The 14900-nt window shown below is 65.7% G+C and carries 12 protein-coding genes; 8 read left to right on the top strand and 4 right to left on the bottom strand.

Annotation, left to right across the window (positions count from 1 at the left end):
• The first annotated feature begins 20 nt into the window (after positions 1-20).
• The 4 genes from groES to ACVXZ4_RS16040 all read left to right on the top strand — a co-directional run bounded on the left by groES (position 21) and on the right by ACVXZ4_RS16040 (position 4128).
• On the top strand, positions 21-317 hold the full coding sequence (groES, locus tag ACVXZ4_RS16055) for a co-chaperone GroES (RefSeq protein ID WP_185201682.1): 297 nt from the start codon (positions 21-23) through the stop codon (positions 315-317).
• Positions 318-401: 84 nt separating this feature from the next.
• Positions 402-1337, top strand: coding sequence for an EamA family transporter RarD (rarD, locus tag ACVXZ4_RS16050; protein ID WP_461795802.1), 936 nt, complete (start codon positions 402-404; stop codon positions 1335-1337).
• Between the two features lie 45 nt (positions 1338-1382).
• A complete protein-coding gene (locus tag ACVXZ4_RS16045; RefSeq protein ID WP_461795801.1) occupies positions 1383-2645 on the top strand; it encodes an ABC transporter substrate-binding protein in 1263 nt (420 codons plus the stop codon).
• Between the two features lie 211 nt (positions 2646-2856).
• Entirely contained in the window at positions 2857-4128 is a 1272-nt protein-coding gene (locus ACVXZ4_RS16040; protein WP_461795800.1) for an ABC transporter substrate-binding protein, read from the top strand.
• A gap of 412 nt (positions 4129-4540) precedes the next feature.
• On the opposite strand, the gene ACVXZ4_RS16035 is transcribed toward ACVXZ4_RS16040, so the two are convergent.
• From ACVXZ4_RS16035 to ACVXZ4_RS16020, 4 genes are read right to left on the bottom strand one after another with little or no spacing between them, the layout of a single operon-like run.
• Positions 4541-5290 carry an ABC transporter ATP-binding protein gene (locus ACVXZ4_RS16035; protein ID WP_461795799.1) on the bottom strand — a complete coding sequence of 250 codons (750 nt, stop codon included), beginning with the start codon at positions 5288-5290 and terminating at the stop codon, positions 4541-4543.
• The gene (locus ACVXZ4_RS16030) at positions 5287-6288 is read right to left on the bottom strand and encodes an ABC transporter ATP-binding protein (protein ID WP_461795798.1); all 1002 of its coding nucleotides are present in this window, start codon (positions 6286-6288) and stop codon (positions 5287-5289) included. The genes ACVXZ4_RS16035 and ACVXZ4_RS16030 overlap by 4 nt, the downstream gene beginning before the upstream one ends.
• Positions 6269-7243: a branched-chain amino acid ABC transporter permease gene (locus tag ACVXZ4_RS16025; protein WP_461795797.1), complete on the bottom strand. Its 975-nt coding sequence runs from the start codon at positions 7241-7243 to the stop codon at positions 6269-6271. Before ACVXZ4_RS16025 ends, ACVXZ4_RS16030 begins: the two co-directional genes overlap by 20 nt.
• Before the next feature lie 14 nt (positions 7244-7257).
• Positions 7258-8577, bottom strand: coding sequence for a branched-chain amino acid ABC transporter permease (locus ACVXZ4_RS16020; protein WP_461798012.1), 1320 nt, complete (start codon positions 8575-8577; stop codon positions 7258-7260).
• A 298-nt stretch (positions 8578-8875) separates the two neighbouring features.
• On the opposite strand from ACVXZ4_RS16020, the gene guaB reads away from it, so the two are divergent.
• The 4 genes from guaB to ACVXZ4_RS16000 all read left to right on the top strand — a co-directional run bounded on the left by guaB (position 8876) and on the right by ACVXZ4_RS16000 (position 14837).
• On the top strand, positions 8876-10378 hold the full coding sequence (gene guaB / locus ACVXZ4_RS16015; RefSeq protein WP_461795796.1) for an IMP dehydrogenase: 1503 nt from the start codon (positions 8876-8878) through the stop codon (positions 10376-10378).
• A 299-nt stretch (positions 10379-10677) separates the two neighbouring features.
• Positions 10678-11640 (top strand): hypothetical protein, encoded by a 963-nt coding sequence (locus ACVXZ4_RS16010; RefSeq protein ID WP_461795795.1) that lies wholly within the window; start codon positions 10678-10680, stop codon positions 11638-11640.
• A gap of 311 nt (positions 11641-11951) precedes the next feature.
• Entirely contained in the window at positions 11952-13070 is a 1119-nt protein-coding gene (locus ACVXZ4_RS16005; RefSeq protein ID WP_461795794.1) for a GuaB3 family IMP dehydrogenase-related protein, read from the top strand.
• A gap of 36 nt (positions 13071-13106) precedes the next feature.
• On the top strand, positions 13107-14837 hold the full coding sequence (locus ACVXZ4_RS16000; protein WP_461795793.1) for a glycerol-3-phosphate dehydrogenase/oxidase: 1731 nt from the start codon (positions 13107-13109) through the stop codon (positions 14835-14837).
• Positions 14838-14900: the final 63 nt, after the last annotated feature.

Below are 14900 nucleotides of genomic sequence, written 5' to 3'. Positions count from 1 at the left end.
CTTCAAGAAAGAGGTCAACCGTGGCAGTCTCCATCAAGCCGCTCGAAGATCGCATTGTCATCAAGCAGGTCGAGGCCGAGCAGACCACTGCGTCCGGACTCGTCATCCCGGACACCGCGAAGGAGAAGCCCCAGGAGGGCGAGGTCGTCGCTGTGGGACCGGGTCGCATCGACGACAACGGCAACCGCATCCCCCTCGACATCGCCGTCGGCGACAAGGTCATCTACTCCAAGTACGGCGGAACCGAGGTGAAGTACGGCGGGGAAGACCTGCTCGTGCTGTCGGCTCGCGACGTGCTCGCGGTCGTCACTCACTGACAACGCTTCCTCGAAGGGCCCGTTCCGAATCACTCGGAACGGGCCCTTCGTCATTCGGGCTGCCGCAAGTGCCGTAACATCCCCATGATGTCCAGCAGCAGAACACCCGAACAGTCCACAGAGCGATCGGGTGTGGCGATGGCCGTCGCGGCCTACGCACTCTGGGGCGTCCTGCCGCTCTATTTCCTGTTGCTCCAGCCTGCGGGTGCGTTCGAGATCGTCGCGCTGCGCATCCTCTTCTCGCTGGTGTTCTGCGCCATCATCATCACCGTCACACGCCAGTGGCGAGCGCTGGTCGCCCTCCTGCGACAGCCGCGCATCGTCTTCACGATGGGCCTCGCCGCGGCCTTCATCTACGTGAACTGGCAGGTCTATGTCTTCGCAACCCTCGAGGGCAAGGTGATCGAGGCATCGCTCGGCTACTTCATCAATCCCATCGTCACCGTTCTGCTCGGAGTGATCTTCCTTCGCGAACGGCTGCGGATCGCCCAGTGGATCGCCGTCGGCACGAGTTTCGTCGCGGTGGTGGTGCTCGCCTTCAACTACGGCGCCCTGCCCTGGATCTCCCTCGTTCTCGCCTTCTCCTTCGGGCTCTACGGCCTCATCAAGAAGTGGGTGGGACCCGCCGTGGATGCCGTTGGCGGCCTCACCCTCGAAACGGCGTGGCTCACGCCCGTCGCGATCGTGCAGCTGGCCGTTGTCGGCACGAGCGCCGGCCTCACTTTCGGCACGGTGAGCCTCGCCCACACGCTGCTGCTGGTGAGCGCCGGGGTCGTGACCGCCGTTCCGCTGCTGCTCTTCGCCGCCGCAGCACGGCGCCTCCCTCTGGTCTATCTCGGCCTCATCCAGTACCTCGCTCCGGTGCTCCAGTTCATCGTCGGCGCGTTCGTGCTCGGCGAGAACATGCCGCCCGCGCGCTGGATCGGCTTCAGCCTCGTGTGGGTTGCGCTCGCGATCCTCTCGGTGGATGTCTTCCTCTCCGGGCGTCGCGTCCGTCGCGCCTCGCCGGTGCCCGAGTGACCGAACTGTAAGGTTCGGAATACCCGATCGACCCGAAGGACCTCCATGTCGCGCTCCCGAACGCTTCCGGCTGTCGTCGCGGGAGTGCTCTTCAGCCTCGCTCTCGTGTCGTGTTCGACCCCCGCGCCGACGCCTGTCACGCCGGCGCCGACCGCGACCGCGACAGTGCCGCCCGCCGGTGACGGTGTTCTGCGCATCGGCACCCTCTTCCCCAGTACTGGCGCACAGTCCTACCTCGGGGGCGCGCAAGCCGCCGGGGTCGCGGTCGCCGTGAAGGAGATCAACGACGACGGGGGGGTGCTTGGCAAGCCCGTGGAGATCCTGGCCCGCGACTCGGGTGACGTGACGACCGGAACGATCGAAGCGTCCATCGCCGACCTCGTGACCGCGAAGGCGGATGTGCTCATCGGGCCGTCCTCATCGGTCCTGGCCGAGCGGGTGCTCCCGAATATCGTCGCGGCGAAGCTGCCGATGATCTCGCCGGCCGCGACCTCGGTGCGCCTGGCCACGCAGGCATCGCAGGGCTTCTTCTTTCGCACCATCGGGTCCGCCGCGTTGGAGGGAGACGCCCTTGCCAAGACCATCGGCGGGGGCACGGCCCGCATCGCGATCGTCTACTTCGACGACGACATGGGCCGGGCGGTACTCGGCACGATGCGCGCCGCACTCGGGGCATCCGGTGGCCTGGTCGGCGTGCAGAAGATCACCGCAGCCACGAAGGATCCGGCGCCGATCGTCGCTGCTGTGAAGGCGGCGAAGCCGGACGACGTGGTGTTCGTGAGCCCGTTCAGCGCAATGGAACAGAACAAGAGCATGATCACCCAGCTCACCGCTGCCGGCCTGGGCGGCGCACGGCTCTGGCTCACCGGACAGAACACCGCCGACTACTCGCAGGCGCTCCCCATCGGAACGCTGACGAACGTCAACGGACTCCTCGAGGGAGCCACGCCGACGGCCGCCTTCGCCGCCCGCGTGGCGGCGATCGCTCCGACCGTCACCGACCTGACCTACGCGGAAGAGGCTTACGACGCCACGATCCTCGCCGGCCTTGCCGCAGCGGTCGCGAGGGATGCTGACGGCGCTGCGATCGCCGCAACACTGCGGGAGGTCTCGACCGGAGGCATCGAGTGCACGACCTTTCGCGAGTGTCTCGACGTGCTGAAGACGTCGTCCGACATCGACTACGACGGAATCTCGGGAGCCACCAATTTCGATGCCGCGGGTGACACTAGTCCCGCGCACTTCGGGCTCTACCGCTACAACGCGGCAGGACGCTTCGCCCGGGTGGGCGAGATCATCGCCGGCTGAGGTCCCGGAGGGCGACCGAAGCGTGCGCCGTGGCCGAAACGGAGCATTTCGACCGGAGAACGATCTCAACGTAACGAAAAGTAACGATTAGACCGTGTTACGTGGCTGTAACACGCACGTATTGTTTCCAGACCTTCGGGGCAATACCTTCGATAACAGTGCAGTACCCCGTATTGTCACGTCCTCATCACAACTCAACGCAAGGAGCATCATGAGCGTTTTCGCGAAGGCTAAGGCCTCCCGCTCACGGGCTCTCAAGTCCACCATCAGTGGTATCGCGATCCTCGGTGTCAGCGCGCTTCTTCTCAGCGCCTGCGCATCCACGGGCAGCACCACCTCTGGCAGCAAGGACCTGAGCCTCAAAATCGGCACCATTCTTCCGCAGACCGGAACCCTCGCGGTTCTCGGCCCGCCCGAGATCGCCGGGGCCGACCTCGCAGTGCAGGACATCAATGCGGCCAAGGCCGGGCTGAAGATCTCCGTCACCCACAAGGACTCGGGCGACACCACCACCGACATCGCGACCCAGTCGGCGACCGCGCTTCTCGCAGATGGCGTCTCGGTCATCATCGGCGCCGCGTCGTCGGGAGTCTCGAAGACCTTCATCGACCAGGTCACCCAGGCCGGCGTCGTGCAGATCTCCGGTGCGAACACCTCACCGGACTTCACCAACTACGCCGATGACGGCTACTACTGGCGCACCGCTCCGTCCGACGTGCTCCAGGGTCGCATCCTCGGGAACAAGATCCTGAAGGACGGCGCCACCAAGGTCGCCATCCTGTACATGAACGACGCGTACGGAACCGGCCTCGAGTCCAACGTGAAGAAGGCCCTCACCGCGGGTGGCGCGACCATCGCGGGCGAAGAGATCTTCGAGCCGGCATCCACCGACTTCAACAGCGCGATCACCTCGCTGCTCGCGACCAGCCCCGACGCGCTCGTGGTGATCTCGTTCGACGAGATCAAGACGATCGCGGAGCAGCTCGCGGCGAAGGGCTTCGACTTCAAGAAGTTCTACGGTACGGACGGCAACTACGGAGTCATCGGAGCGAAGGACACCAACGTCGACATCGCCGGCGCGCAGTTCACCAACCCGGGTGTCGAGGCGACCAAGAAGTTCCAGGCCGACCTCCAGACTCTCGTCAAGAAGCAGGGGGCGTCCGAGCTCGGTGTCTTCAGCTATGCAGCAGAGACCTACGACGCCGTCGTGCTTTCCGCTCTCGCCGCCCTCCAGGGTGGCGCGACTGATGGCGCGACGATCAAGGCGAACCTGCAGTCGGTCTCCGAGAAGGGCACCAAGTGCACGTCGTACTCCGACTGCGCCAAGCTGATCGCGGACAAGAAGGACATCAACTACGACGGTCTCTCCGGTCCGATCACGTTCGACAAGAACGGTGACCCGACCGAGGCGTACGTCTCGATCTACAAGTACGCGACGGGCAACACCAACGCGTTCGAGCAGCAGGTCTACGGCAAGCTGTAACTGCCACCAGACGAAGCGCAAAGGGGTCCGGCCGCAAGGTCGGGCCCCTTCGTGCGTGTGCGGCGGCCGCGCTGACCTGCTCGCTGCTGGTGACGGCCGCACATCGACGCGGGAGTTGTCGCGGCTTAAAGGTGCCGCCACCCCGCGACAACTCCCGAGTCGATCTGTTCCCGAGTCGATCTGTCCGGTGGCTTCCGAACCCACCACGACCCCGAGTTCTCTATGGCTGTTCTTGCCCCGTTGTCGCTACGGAAGGTGGTATCTCGGTGATGGGAGAACGGACGGGAGATCGCCGGTGGCTCGGCCCGCCGCCCGAACGCATCCGCGAGACCTTGCCAGAAGCGCCTGGCGGGCGCTGGCGCAGACACGAAAGCGCGGGCGGACACCGTCCGCCCGCGCCCGTAAAACAGTCCTAGCTGGCCGCCTTCGACTTCTCCTGGTCGGCGGCGAGGGTGCCGAGGTAGAGCTCGATCACCTTCGGGTCCTTCATGAGGTCGCGGCCGGTGCCGGTGTAGGCATCCGTTCCCTGGTCGAGCACGTACCCGCGGTTGCAGATCTGAAGGGCCCGACGAGCGTTCTGCTCCACGATCATGATGGAGACGCCGGCGCGGTTGATCGCGGCGACGTTGATGAAGGTCTCGTCCTGGCGCACCGGGGAGAGCCCCGCGCTCGGCTCGTCGAGCAGCAGGACACTGGGCTCCATCATGAGCGCCCGGGACATCGCCACCATCTGGCGCTCACCGCCGGAGAGCGATCCGGCGCGCTGCTTGAGGCGCTTACCCAGCTCCGGGAAGAGGCTCGTCACGAAGTCGAGTCGCGGCTTGTACATCTTGGGCTCCTGGTAGATGCCCATCTGCAGGTTCTCTTCGATCGTGAGGCTCGGGAAGACGTTGTTGTTTTGCGGCACCATTCCGACGCCTTTGGACACGAGCTTGTCGGCCTTGAGCCCAGTGATGTTGTCACCCTTGAGCACGACGCTTCCGCTGCGGATGTTCACCTGGCCGAAGATCGCCTTGAGGAGCGTCGACTTGCCGGCGCCGTTCGGGCCGATGATGCCGACGAGTTCGCCCTTGCCAACGTAGACGTTGCATCCATTGAGGATGTTGACGCCGGGCAGGTAGCCGGCAACCAGGTCGGTGGTCTCGAGCACGATCTCGCTCATTTGTCTTCCGCCTTCGCGTCGGTTGTGGCGGCATCGGTTGGAGCTGCATCCGCCGTCGGAGATTGTTCCGCGGCGAGGTCGGACTCGATCTCGTCCTTGACGAGGGACGACTCCATGCCCTCCGCGATCTCCATCTGGCCGGTGAGCGTGCCGAGGTCGGTGTCGTGGTGGGCGCCGAGGTAGGCGTCGATCACGGCCTGGTCGTTCATCACGACGCCCGGAGGGCCTTCGGCGACGATGCGTCCCTCGGCCATCACGACCACCCAGTCCGCGATCTCGTTGACCATGTGCATGTCGTGCTCCACGAACAGCACGGTCATCCCCTCGGCCTTCAGGTCCTGGATGTGGTGGAGCAGCGACTGCGTCAGCGCGGGGTTGACCCCGGCCATCGGTTCGTCGAGCATCACCATCTCCGGCTCGCTCATGAGCGCGCGCGCCATCTCGAGCAGCTTGCGCTGGCCACCGGAGAGGCTGGCCGCGTAGTCCTCCGACTTGGTGTCGAGCTTGAACTTCGCCAGCAGCGCCATCGCACGTTCGGTGATGGCATCCTCGCGCTTGCGCCAGAACGGGCGGATAAGTGCGACGAAGAGGTTCTCGCCGCCCTGCTCCTTCGCCCCCAGAAGCATGTTCTCGAGCACCGTGAGCCGGCCGAGAGCCTTGGTCAACTGGAACGTGCGCACCATCCCGAGCCGCGAGACGCGGAACGCAGGCATGCGGGCGAGGTTCTTGCCGCCGAAGTTCCAGGTTCCGGTGTTCGGCTTGTCGAATCCGGTGAGCAGGTTGAAGAAGGTGGTCTTGCCGGCACCGTTCGGTCCGATGAGGGCGGTGATGGCGCCCCGCGGGATCTCGAGGTGGTCCACCTCGACGGCCATGAGACCCCCGAAATGGCGGCTCACCTTGTCGGCGATGAGGATCGGGTCGATCTTGGCTACGCCGGGCACCGCGGGGCCGGCAACGAGTTCTGCGGTGGGAGTTCGATTAGACACTGAACTGTGCATCCTTCTTCTTGCCGAAAATACCCTGTGGTCGGAAGATCACCAGGATCATGAGCGCGACACCGACGATGACGAAGCGGATCGGACCCTGCTGGATCGAGGAGATCGGAATGACATGAGCATTCACCCCGAGGCTGAGCAGACCATCTGAGAGCGACAGCGTCACCCAGAAGATGATCGACCCGATGATGGGTCCGAAGACCGTCGCCGCTCCTCCGAGCAGCAGGATCGTGTAGAGGAAGAAGGTGAGTTGCGTGCCGTAGTTATCGGGCTGCAGCGACCGCGGAAGGATGAAGAGCGCACCGGCCAGTCCACCGAACACGCCACCGAGCACGAGGGCCTGCATCTTGTAGGAGTAGACGTTCTTACCGAGGCTGCGCACGGCATCCTCGTCTTCACGGATTCCGCGGATCACGCGTCCCCAGGGGCTGCGGATGAGCAGGAACACGAGAAGGGCGGCAAGCGCGACGAGTCCCCAGCCGACTATTCGCACCCACCACTGGTCGGAGGAATAGGTGAGCACCCCGAAGCCGAACCTGCCCTCGGGAAGTGGATTGGTGGCGTTGAAGGTGATGGCCGAGCCGTTAATGCCCTCAGACCCGCCGGTGACGCTCGAGAATTCCGGTGTCTTCACCGATAGTCGGATGATTTCTGCGGCGGCGATCGTCACGATACTCAGATAGTCCGCCCTGAGTCTCAGTGTGGGGATTCCGAGGATGAGCGCGAAGATCGTCGCCGCCACGATAGTGGCGAGCACCGACCCGTAGAGCGGCCAGTGCCACTTCACCGAAGTGATGGCGAAGGCATAGCCACCGATGGCCATGAAGCCGGCCTGGCCGAAGTTGAGTAGCCCGGTGAAGCCGAAGTGCACGGCCAGGCCGATCGTCGCCAGGGCGTAGGCCGCGGTGGTCGGCGAGAACAGTTCGCCGAACGAGAGGGGGATGAAGTTGTAGTCCATGTGTATTCGCTCCCTTAACCGATGCGGTCTCGTCGACCGAGAATGCCCTGTGGGCGGAAGAGGAGGATGAGGATCATGACCACAAGCGCGGCCACGTACTTCAGGTTCTCCGGAAGCCAGACTGTCGACACGTTGATGAAGACACCGATCACGATCGAGCCGATGAGGGCTCCGAACGCGGTACCAAGGCCACCGAGCGTGACGGCGGCGAAGATCAGAAGCAGGATCGATGCCCCCGTGTCCCACCGCAGGGATTGGTAGTACCCGACGAATACGCCGGAGAGGGCGGCGAGGGCGGCCCCGCCGATCCAGACTGTGCGGATGACGCCCTCCACATCGATGCCGGATGCGGCGGCGAGCGACCGGTTGTCAGCCACTGCGCGGGTGGCCTTGCCGATCTTGGTGCGGAGCAGCACGTAGGCAACCGCAAGCAGGAGCACGATCGCTACGACCGCTCCCGCGACATCCGTGAACTTGAGGCTGATCGCCCCGATCACCAGGAACGGCTTCGTCGAGTTCGGGAGGGTGAGCCGGTCGGCGCCCCAGAAGAACACGAAGATATAGCGGAGGGCCAGCGAGAGACCGATCGTCACGATCATCAACGGGATGAGCCCGAGGTTGCGCTTCCGCAACGGTGCCCACAGGCCGGCGTTCTGCACCCAGCCGAAGGCCCCGCCGAGTACGACAGCGATGATGATCGCGATCCAGGCCGGCCAGTGCAGAATTCCGCTGAAGGTATAGGCCATGAGGGCGCCGAACGTGACGAGCTCACCGTGGGCGAAGTTGTTGAGCCCGGTGGTCCCGTAGATCAGGGAGAGTCCGATCGCGGCGAGCGCGAGCAGCAACCCGAAGATGAGTCCGGTCACGACCTTCGACCAGAAGACGCTCCAGAACTGGGCACTCGTCTCGTTGGAGATGCCGTCGCTCGGCCCGGGTGCCGGCGTGCTGCCGATTGCGGGGTTCGAGGGGGAGACGAGGAAGTAGGCGGGAACCTCTATGCCCTGGGCGAAGACATCCACCTTTCTCGGGTTGAGATTGGGGAAACCAGCGCCGGCCGGCAAAGATTTCTCGTCCACGGTCACGGTGTAGGTGCCGGACTTTGCGAACCCGACGAGCACCTTGCCGTCCGCCCCGGTCACGACGGTCTCGTCGAATCCGCCCTTCCCGGTGACACTCACGTTCACATTCGGAACGCCGGTCTTATCCGATTCGAGGCGGATCCAGATCTGCATCGACTGTTTCGCTGTAGTTGGATCGACCGGGGGCGTGGTGGCCGCATGAGCCGCGGTCACGAGCGCCGGACTGGTCGAGAGAGCGAATATAGCGAGCAGCATGGCAGCAATGCCGATGAGCCAGCGCGTTCGCTGTGGGCGGGCACTTCGTACGAGTGTCACGAAACCTCCAAGACGTGCGCCAGCCGGGACAAAGGGGTTCCCGGGCCTTTCTGGCGTACGTCGTCGTTGACGTTACTGGCGGATTGTGTCCCCCGTGTTTCATGGAGGGCACAATCTCTGGTTGGCTAATTATGGCGGGGGAATAGCGTAAGGGCTAACCAGTTAACATTGGATACCGGAATCCATCGTCGTAGCCCGGTTATCTTCACTAACCACATGCGCGAAAATGAGGACTTTAATGGATCAGCCGGATCCCTTCGGATTCATCGGACTCACCTACGACGACGTGATGCTGCTGCCGGGGCACACCGACGTGATCCCGAGCGAGGCGGATACCACCGCGCGCCTCAGCCGTCGCATCACCGTGGCGGCTCCATTGCTCTCTTCGGCGATGGACACGGTCACCGAGTCCCGCATGGCCATCGCCATCGCCCGCCAGGGCGGATTCGGTGTGCTGCATCGCAACCTCTCCCTCACCGACCAGGCCGAGCAGGTGGATCGGGTGAAGCGCAGCGAGTCCGGCATGATCACCAACCCCGTCACCACCACCCCGGACGCCACAGTCGCCGAGGTGGATGCGCTCTGCGGACAGTTCCGCGTCTCCGGGCTTCCAGTCGTCGAGGGCGATGGAACTCTGGTGGGAATCATCACCAACCGCGACATGCGCTTCGTCTCGCCGTTCGAGAAGGCCACGACCTTCGTGCGTGACGTGATGACCCGCACGCCCCTCATCACCGCGCCAGAGGGCATCGACCCGGACGACGCGATCGCTATCTTCGCGCAGCACAAGATCGAGAAGCTGCCCCTCATCGACGCCGCAGGGCGCCTGCGCGGCCTCATCACCGTCAAGGACTTCGACAAGTCGGAAAAGTATCCGCAGGCAACGAAAGACGAGAATGGCCGACTGCGCGTCGGGGCTGCGATCGGCTTCTTCGGCGATGCCTGGGAGCGCGCGATGCTGCTCATCGACGCCGGCGTGGACGCCCTCGTCGTCGACACCGCCAATGGCGACAGTGCCGGAGTGATCGACATCATCCGTCGCCTCAAGAGCGATCCGGTCGCACGCAACGTGGACATCATCGGCGGCAACGTCGCGACCCGTGGAGGCGCACAGGCGCTCGTGGATGCCGGTGCGGATGCCATCAAGGTGGGTGTCGGTCCCGGCTCGATCTGCACCACTCGTGTGGTGGCCGGCGTCGGAGTGCCCCAGGTGACCGCGGTGTACGAGGCGTCCCTCGCGGCCCGTGAGACCGGCATCCCGGTGATCGCGGATGGCGGCCTCCAGTACTCGGGCGACATCGCGAAGGCGCTCGTGGCGGGCGCGGACACCGTGATGCTCGGATCGCTCCTCGCGGGCTGCGACGAGAGCCCGGGCGACCTGGTCTTCGTGAACGGCAAGCAATTCAAGAAGTACCGCGGAATGGGATCCCTCGGGGCGCTCCAGAGCCGTGGCGAGAAGACGTCGTACTCCAAGGATCGCTATTTCCAGGCCGATGTGCCTTCCGACGACAAGCTCATCCCCGAGGGCATCGAGGGCCAGGTGCCCTACCGCGGACCGCTCTCGGCCGTGGCGTACCAACTGCTCGGTGGCTTGCGGCAGTCGATGTTCTACACGGGGGCTCGCACGATCCCGGAGCTCAAGGCCAAGGGCAAGTTCGTGCGGATCACGGCCGCCGGGCTCAAGGAATCGCACCCGCACGACATCCAGATGACGGTCGAAGCGCCGAACTACTCCCGGTAGCGCGGGGGCGGCGCGAACTCGCGCGCGGGTTGCAGCTGGCGGCGTGTGCGGCGGTTGCTGCGGAGTCGACCCGCGGGCCGCTGGCGGGTGGCCGCTGGCCGGTGGCCCGGGCGGGCGTATGCGGACATTGCGGGCGGGCGCGCCGGCCCCGACTGTCCGTATTCGCCCGGAGTGCGGGTCGAGTTGGGTCGGCCGGTCCTGGGGGGACTCCTCCTCCCCATCCTTGGCGTCGCGACGAGTTCGAGGATGAAGGGCCTGCGGCGCCCCTGGCGCCAGCCCGGTGCGGCATCGTTCAGCGCATGCAGAACATCGCTCCCATCCGTGACATCACCTACGTCTCCGAGCTTCGCCAGTTCGATCTCGATGGTCGACCATTCCGACGGGCGGCCCTTCGCGGGGATGTGGTGCGCATCCATCGCGGTGCCTACCTGCCTTCGACGGTGTGGCGCAGCCTCGATCGAACCGAGCAGTATCGGCATCAGGTCATCGCCGCGACGGGTGCCAGCCGCACGCATCCGACTCTCAGCCATCGCTCGGCGGCGGTCGTATGGGGCGTCCCGCTGATCGGTCCGCTCCCCAGGCTCGTCGATGTGCTCGCCAGCGAATCATCGGGAAGCCGGACCGAAGGGTCGTTCCGTCGACACGCGACCCGCGATCTCGAGGGAGACATCGAGCTCCTTGGCGGGGTTCCGGTGACCAGCCTGCGACGGACTGTCATCGATCTCGCCCGCGTCCTCCCGTTTCCCGCGGCCGTAGTTGCAGTGGATTGGGCGATCCGACCCGGCACTGTCGATTCGCCGAAGCCGAGCATCACCATCGAGGATCTCTGCGATGCTGTGACTGCTCTGGAGATATCGCGCGGTCATCGGCGCGTCAGCCGAGCGATCCAGTTCGGCGACTATCTCTCCGGTTCGCCGGGGGAGTCATTGAGCCGGGCGCTCATCCACGAGCTCGGATTCCCTGCTCCGGTGCTTCAGCAGCGATTCGATGACAGGCTCGGGCTCATCGGATACACGGACTTCTGGTGGCCGATGTTCCGGCTGATCGGGGAATTCGACGGGCTTCTCAAATATACGAGGGGAGCCTTCGGCACCACTCTGTCCATCAGCGACATCGTCGTGGCCGAGAAGAGGCGCGAGGACCGGCTTCGTGCGCTCGGTCCTTCGGTGGCGCGGTGGCTCTGGGCGGACACGATGGCGCCGCGATCCCTGTTCACCCTGCTTCGCGAGGCCGGTCTGCCGACGAGGCGCAACGGCGCTTAGTTGCGATCCGCGGACGCGTGGCGGGCCCGGGCGTGGCGAGGGCGGTTGGCGTGCCGGTAGATGCCGCAACTCGGGCCTCCGCGGACAGTCCGGGCCGGCGTGCCAGCCCGGACTGTCCGCGGACGCCCGGCTTCGTGGTGACGGGCGCTCATCCGGAGGCTGGCGTGCGGGTGCTCCCCGCTCGGCGAGACCCGCAGGGGGCCGCGCGGGCCCCCCGCCGCGACGCCCCTAGGGGCCGACGGCCGCACCCGCTCGCCAACCCACGCCGCCACGGACTACCCCCGCGGCGCACCCCGGGTAGGGTTGGACCCGTGAGTGACGTAGAAATCGGCCGCGCTAAGCGCGCTCGCCGGGTGTATGCCTTTGACGACATCGCCATCGTGCCGAATCGACGCACTCGAGACCCCCAGGATGTCGCAGTCAACTGGGGGATCGACGCCTACCAGTTCTCCATCCCGTTCATCGCGGCCCCGATGGATTCGGTCGTTTCCCCCGCCACGGCGATCCTCATGGGCAAGCTCGGCGGCCTCGGAGTGCTCGACCTCGAGGGACTCTGGACACGGTATGACGACCCCGAGCCCCTGTTCGCGGAGATCCGGGCCCTGCCGGCCGCCGACGCTATCCGCCGGATGCAGGTGATCTACGCCGAGCCGATCAAGCCCGAGCTCGTGATCTCACGGCTCGCTGAGATCCGGGCATCCGGAGTCACCGTCGCCGCGGCGCTCTCGCCGCAGCGCACCCAGGAGCTCTACAAGACCGTCGTCGAGGCCGGCGTCGACCTGTTCGTGATCCGCGGCACGACCGTGAGCGCCGAGCATGTCTCCAAGAACCAGGAGCCCCTCAACCTCAAGAAGTTCATCTACGAACTGGATGTGCCGGTAATCGTCGGCGGAGCCTCCGGGTACACGCCCGCGCTGCACCTCATGCGCACGGGTGCTGCGGGCGTGCTCGTCGGCTTCGGCGGAGGAGCGGCGTCGACGACGCGGGCGAGCCTCGGCATCCACGCGCCCATGGCCACCGCGGTAGCGGATGTCGCCGGCGCGCGTCGCGACTACATGGACGAGTCCGGCGGTCGCTACGTCCACGTGATCGCCGACGGCGGCCTCGGCACGTCCGGCGACATCGCCAAGGCATTCTCCGTCGGTGCGGATGCCGTCATGCTCGGCTCGACGCTCGCGCGCGCGACCGAGGCACCGGGAGGCGGCTGGCACTGGGGCGCCGAGGCCCACCACAGCGAGTTCCCGCGGGGCAATCGGGTCGAAGTCGGCCAGGTCGCACCGCTCGAACAGATCCTTTTCGGCCCATCCACAGTTGCGGATGGCACCGTGAACCTCGTCGGCGCTCTGCGTCGATCGATGGCGACGACCGGATACTCCGACCTCAAGGAATTCCAGCGGGTCGAAGTGGTGGTCGCCCCCTATCAAAAATGAAGTAGTTGCGCATACGAACGACTGACGGAGGCAGAGATGGCCAGGCTCAAGACGGTTACCCGCTCATCGAAACTGGGACCGGAGGAGCGCGCCGATGCCATCAGGGCGCTCACAGAGAAAGAGCTCGACATCCTGGTCGTGGGTGGCGGGATCGTTGGAACGGGCAGTGCCCTCGACGCCGTGACCCGCGGGCTGAGCGTCGGAATGGTCGAGGCACGGGACTGGGCGAGCGGCACCTCGAGCCGGTCTTCGAAACTTGTGCATGGCGGCATCCGCTACCTCGAACAGCTGGACTTCCGACTGGTGCGCGAAGCACTTATCGAGCGCGGCCTGCTGCTTCAGCGCCTCGCCCCGCACCTCGTCAAGCCGGTACGGTTCCTCTACCCGTTGAAGAAGCGCGTTATCGAGCGCGTCTACATCGGCGCCGGCATGCTGCTCTATGACATCTTCAGCTACACCGGGGGCCGTCCGCCCGGGGTGCCCCATCACCGCCACCTCTCCAAGACGCAGGTGATGCGTTCCATCCCGAGCCTCGCCAACGATGCGCTCGTTGGCGGCATCACCTACTACGACGCCCAAGTGGATGACGCCCGCTACGTCGCGAGCCTCGCCCGCACAGCATCCTTCTATGGCGCGCATGTTGCCAGCCGGGTGCGCGTCGAGGGATTCATCAAGGTCGGCGAGCGCGTCGTCGGAGTGAACGCCCACGACCTCGAGACCGGCGAGAAGTTCGAGATCCGGGCCAAGCAGGTCGTCAACGCGACCGGGGTGTGGACGGATGACACCCAGTCGATGGTGGGCGAGCGCGGCCAGTTCAAGGTGCGGGCCTCCAAGGGCGTGCACCTGGTCGTGCCACGTGACCGCTTCCAGTCCAGCATGGGTCTGCTGCTGCGCACCGAGAAGAGCGTGCTCTTCGTGATCCCGTGGGGTCGCCACTGGCTGATCGGCACCACTGACACCGACTGGCACCTCGACAAGTCGCACCCGGCAGCGACGGCGGCCGACATCGACTACATCCTCGAGCATGTCAACGATGTGCTCGCGGTGAAGCTCACCCGCGACGACGTGGAGGGCGTCTACGCCGGGCTGCGCCCGCTGCTCGCCGGTGAGTCGGACCAGACATCCAAGCTCTCGCGCGAGCACATCGTCGCGCACAGCGTTCCCGGCCTCGTGGTGGTCGCCGGCGGCAAATGGACGACCTACCGCATCATGGCGAAGGATGCGATCGACGCCGCCGCCGCAGCTCTCGACGCGAACGTGCCGAAGAGCGTCACCCAGGACATCGCCCTGCTCGGTGCGGAGGGCTACCAGGCGGCCTGGAACAAGCGGGCGAAGATCGCCCGGGCGTTCGGCGTGCACAAGGTGCGCATCGAGCACCTGCTCAACCGCTACGGCGTGATGACGGATGAGCTGCTCGACCTCATCCGCGAGACGCCCTCGCTCAACACCCCGCTGCCCGGCGCGGACGACTACATCGAGGCCGAGGTGGTCTACGCGGCGACCCATGAGGGCGCGCTGCACCTCGAGGACGTGCTGGCGCGCCGCACACGCATCTCGATCGAGGCTTGGGACCGCGGCATATCCGCCGCCCCGGTCGCGGCGAAGCTCATGGGCGACGTGCTCGGCTGGGACGCCGCGAAGGTGGAGGGGGAGACCAACAACTACCTCAAGCGCGTTCAGGCGGAGCGGGACAGCCAGCTCGAGCCCGACGACGAGTCCGCAGACCGCGTGCGGCTCGAAGCCCCGGACATCATCTCGAGCAAGTAGGCCCACCGCGTGCCGCTCCGGTGAACCGGAGCAGTACAGCGGAGTGCCTTCACGCCGAGCCGG

The organism is Lacisediminihabitans sp. FW035 (assembly GCF_054880895.1).
Note: the sequence above shows the minus strand (reverse complement) of the source record. Positions and strands in the feature narration are given on the sequence as shown.

Coding starts and splice junctions, on each gene's coding strand:
- ACVXZ4_RS16000 (WP_461795793.1), top strand. CDS start 13,107: ATGGCCAGGCTCAAGACGGTTACCCGCTCATCGAAACTGGGACCGGAG.
- ACVXZ4_RS16010 (WP_461795795.1), top strand. CDS start 10,678: ATGCAGAACATCGCTCCCATCCGTGACATCACCTACGTCTCCGAGCTT.
- rarD (WP_461795802.1), top strand. CDS start 402: ATGATGTCCAGCAGCAGAACACCCGAACAGTCCACAGAGCGATCGGGT.
- ACVXZ4_RS16030 (WP_461795798.1), bottom strand. CDS start 6,288: ATGCACAGTTCAGTGTCTAATCGAACTCCCACCGCAGAACTCGTTGCC.
- ACVXZ4_RS16035 (WP_461795799.1), bottom strand. CDS start 5,290: ATGAGCGAGATCGTGCTCGAGACCACCGACCTGGTTGCCGGCTACCTG.
- ACVXZ4_RS16045 (WP_461795801.1), top strand. CDS start 1,383: ATGTCGCGCTCCCGAACGCTTCCGGCTGTCGTCGCGGGAGTGCTCTTC.
- ACVXZ4_RS16025 (WP_461795797.1), bottom strand. CDS start 7,243: ATGGACTACAACTTCATCCCCCTCTCGTTCGGCGAACTGTTCTCGCCG.
- ACVXZ4_RS16040 (WP_461795800.1), top strand. CDS start 2,857: ATGAGCGTTTTCGCGAAGGCTAAGGCCTCCCGCTCACGGGCTCTCAAG.
- guaB (WP_461795796.1), top strand. CDS start 8,876: ATGGATCAGCCGGATCCCTTCGGATTCATCGGACTCACCTACGACGAC.
- ACVXZ4_RS16020 (WP_461798012.1), bottom strand. CDS start 8,577: ATGCTGCTCGCTATATTCGCTCTCTCGACCAGTCCGGCGCTCGTGACC.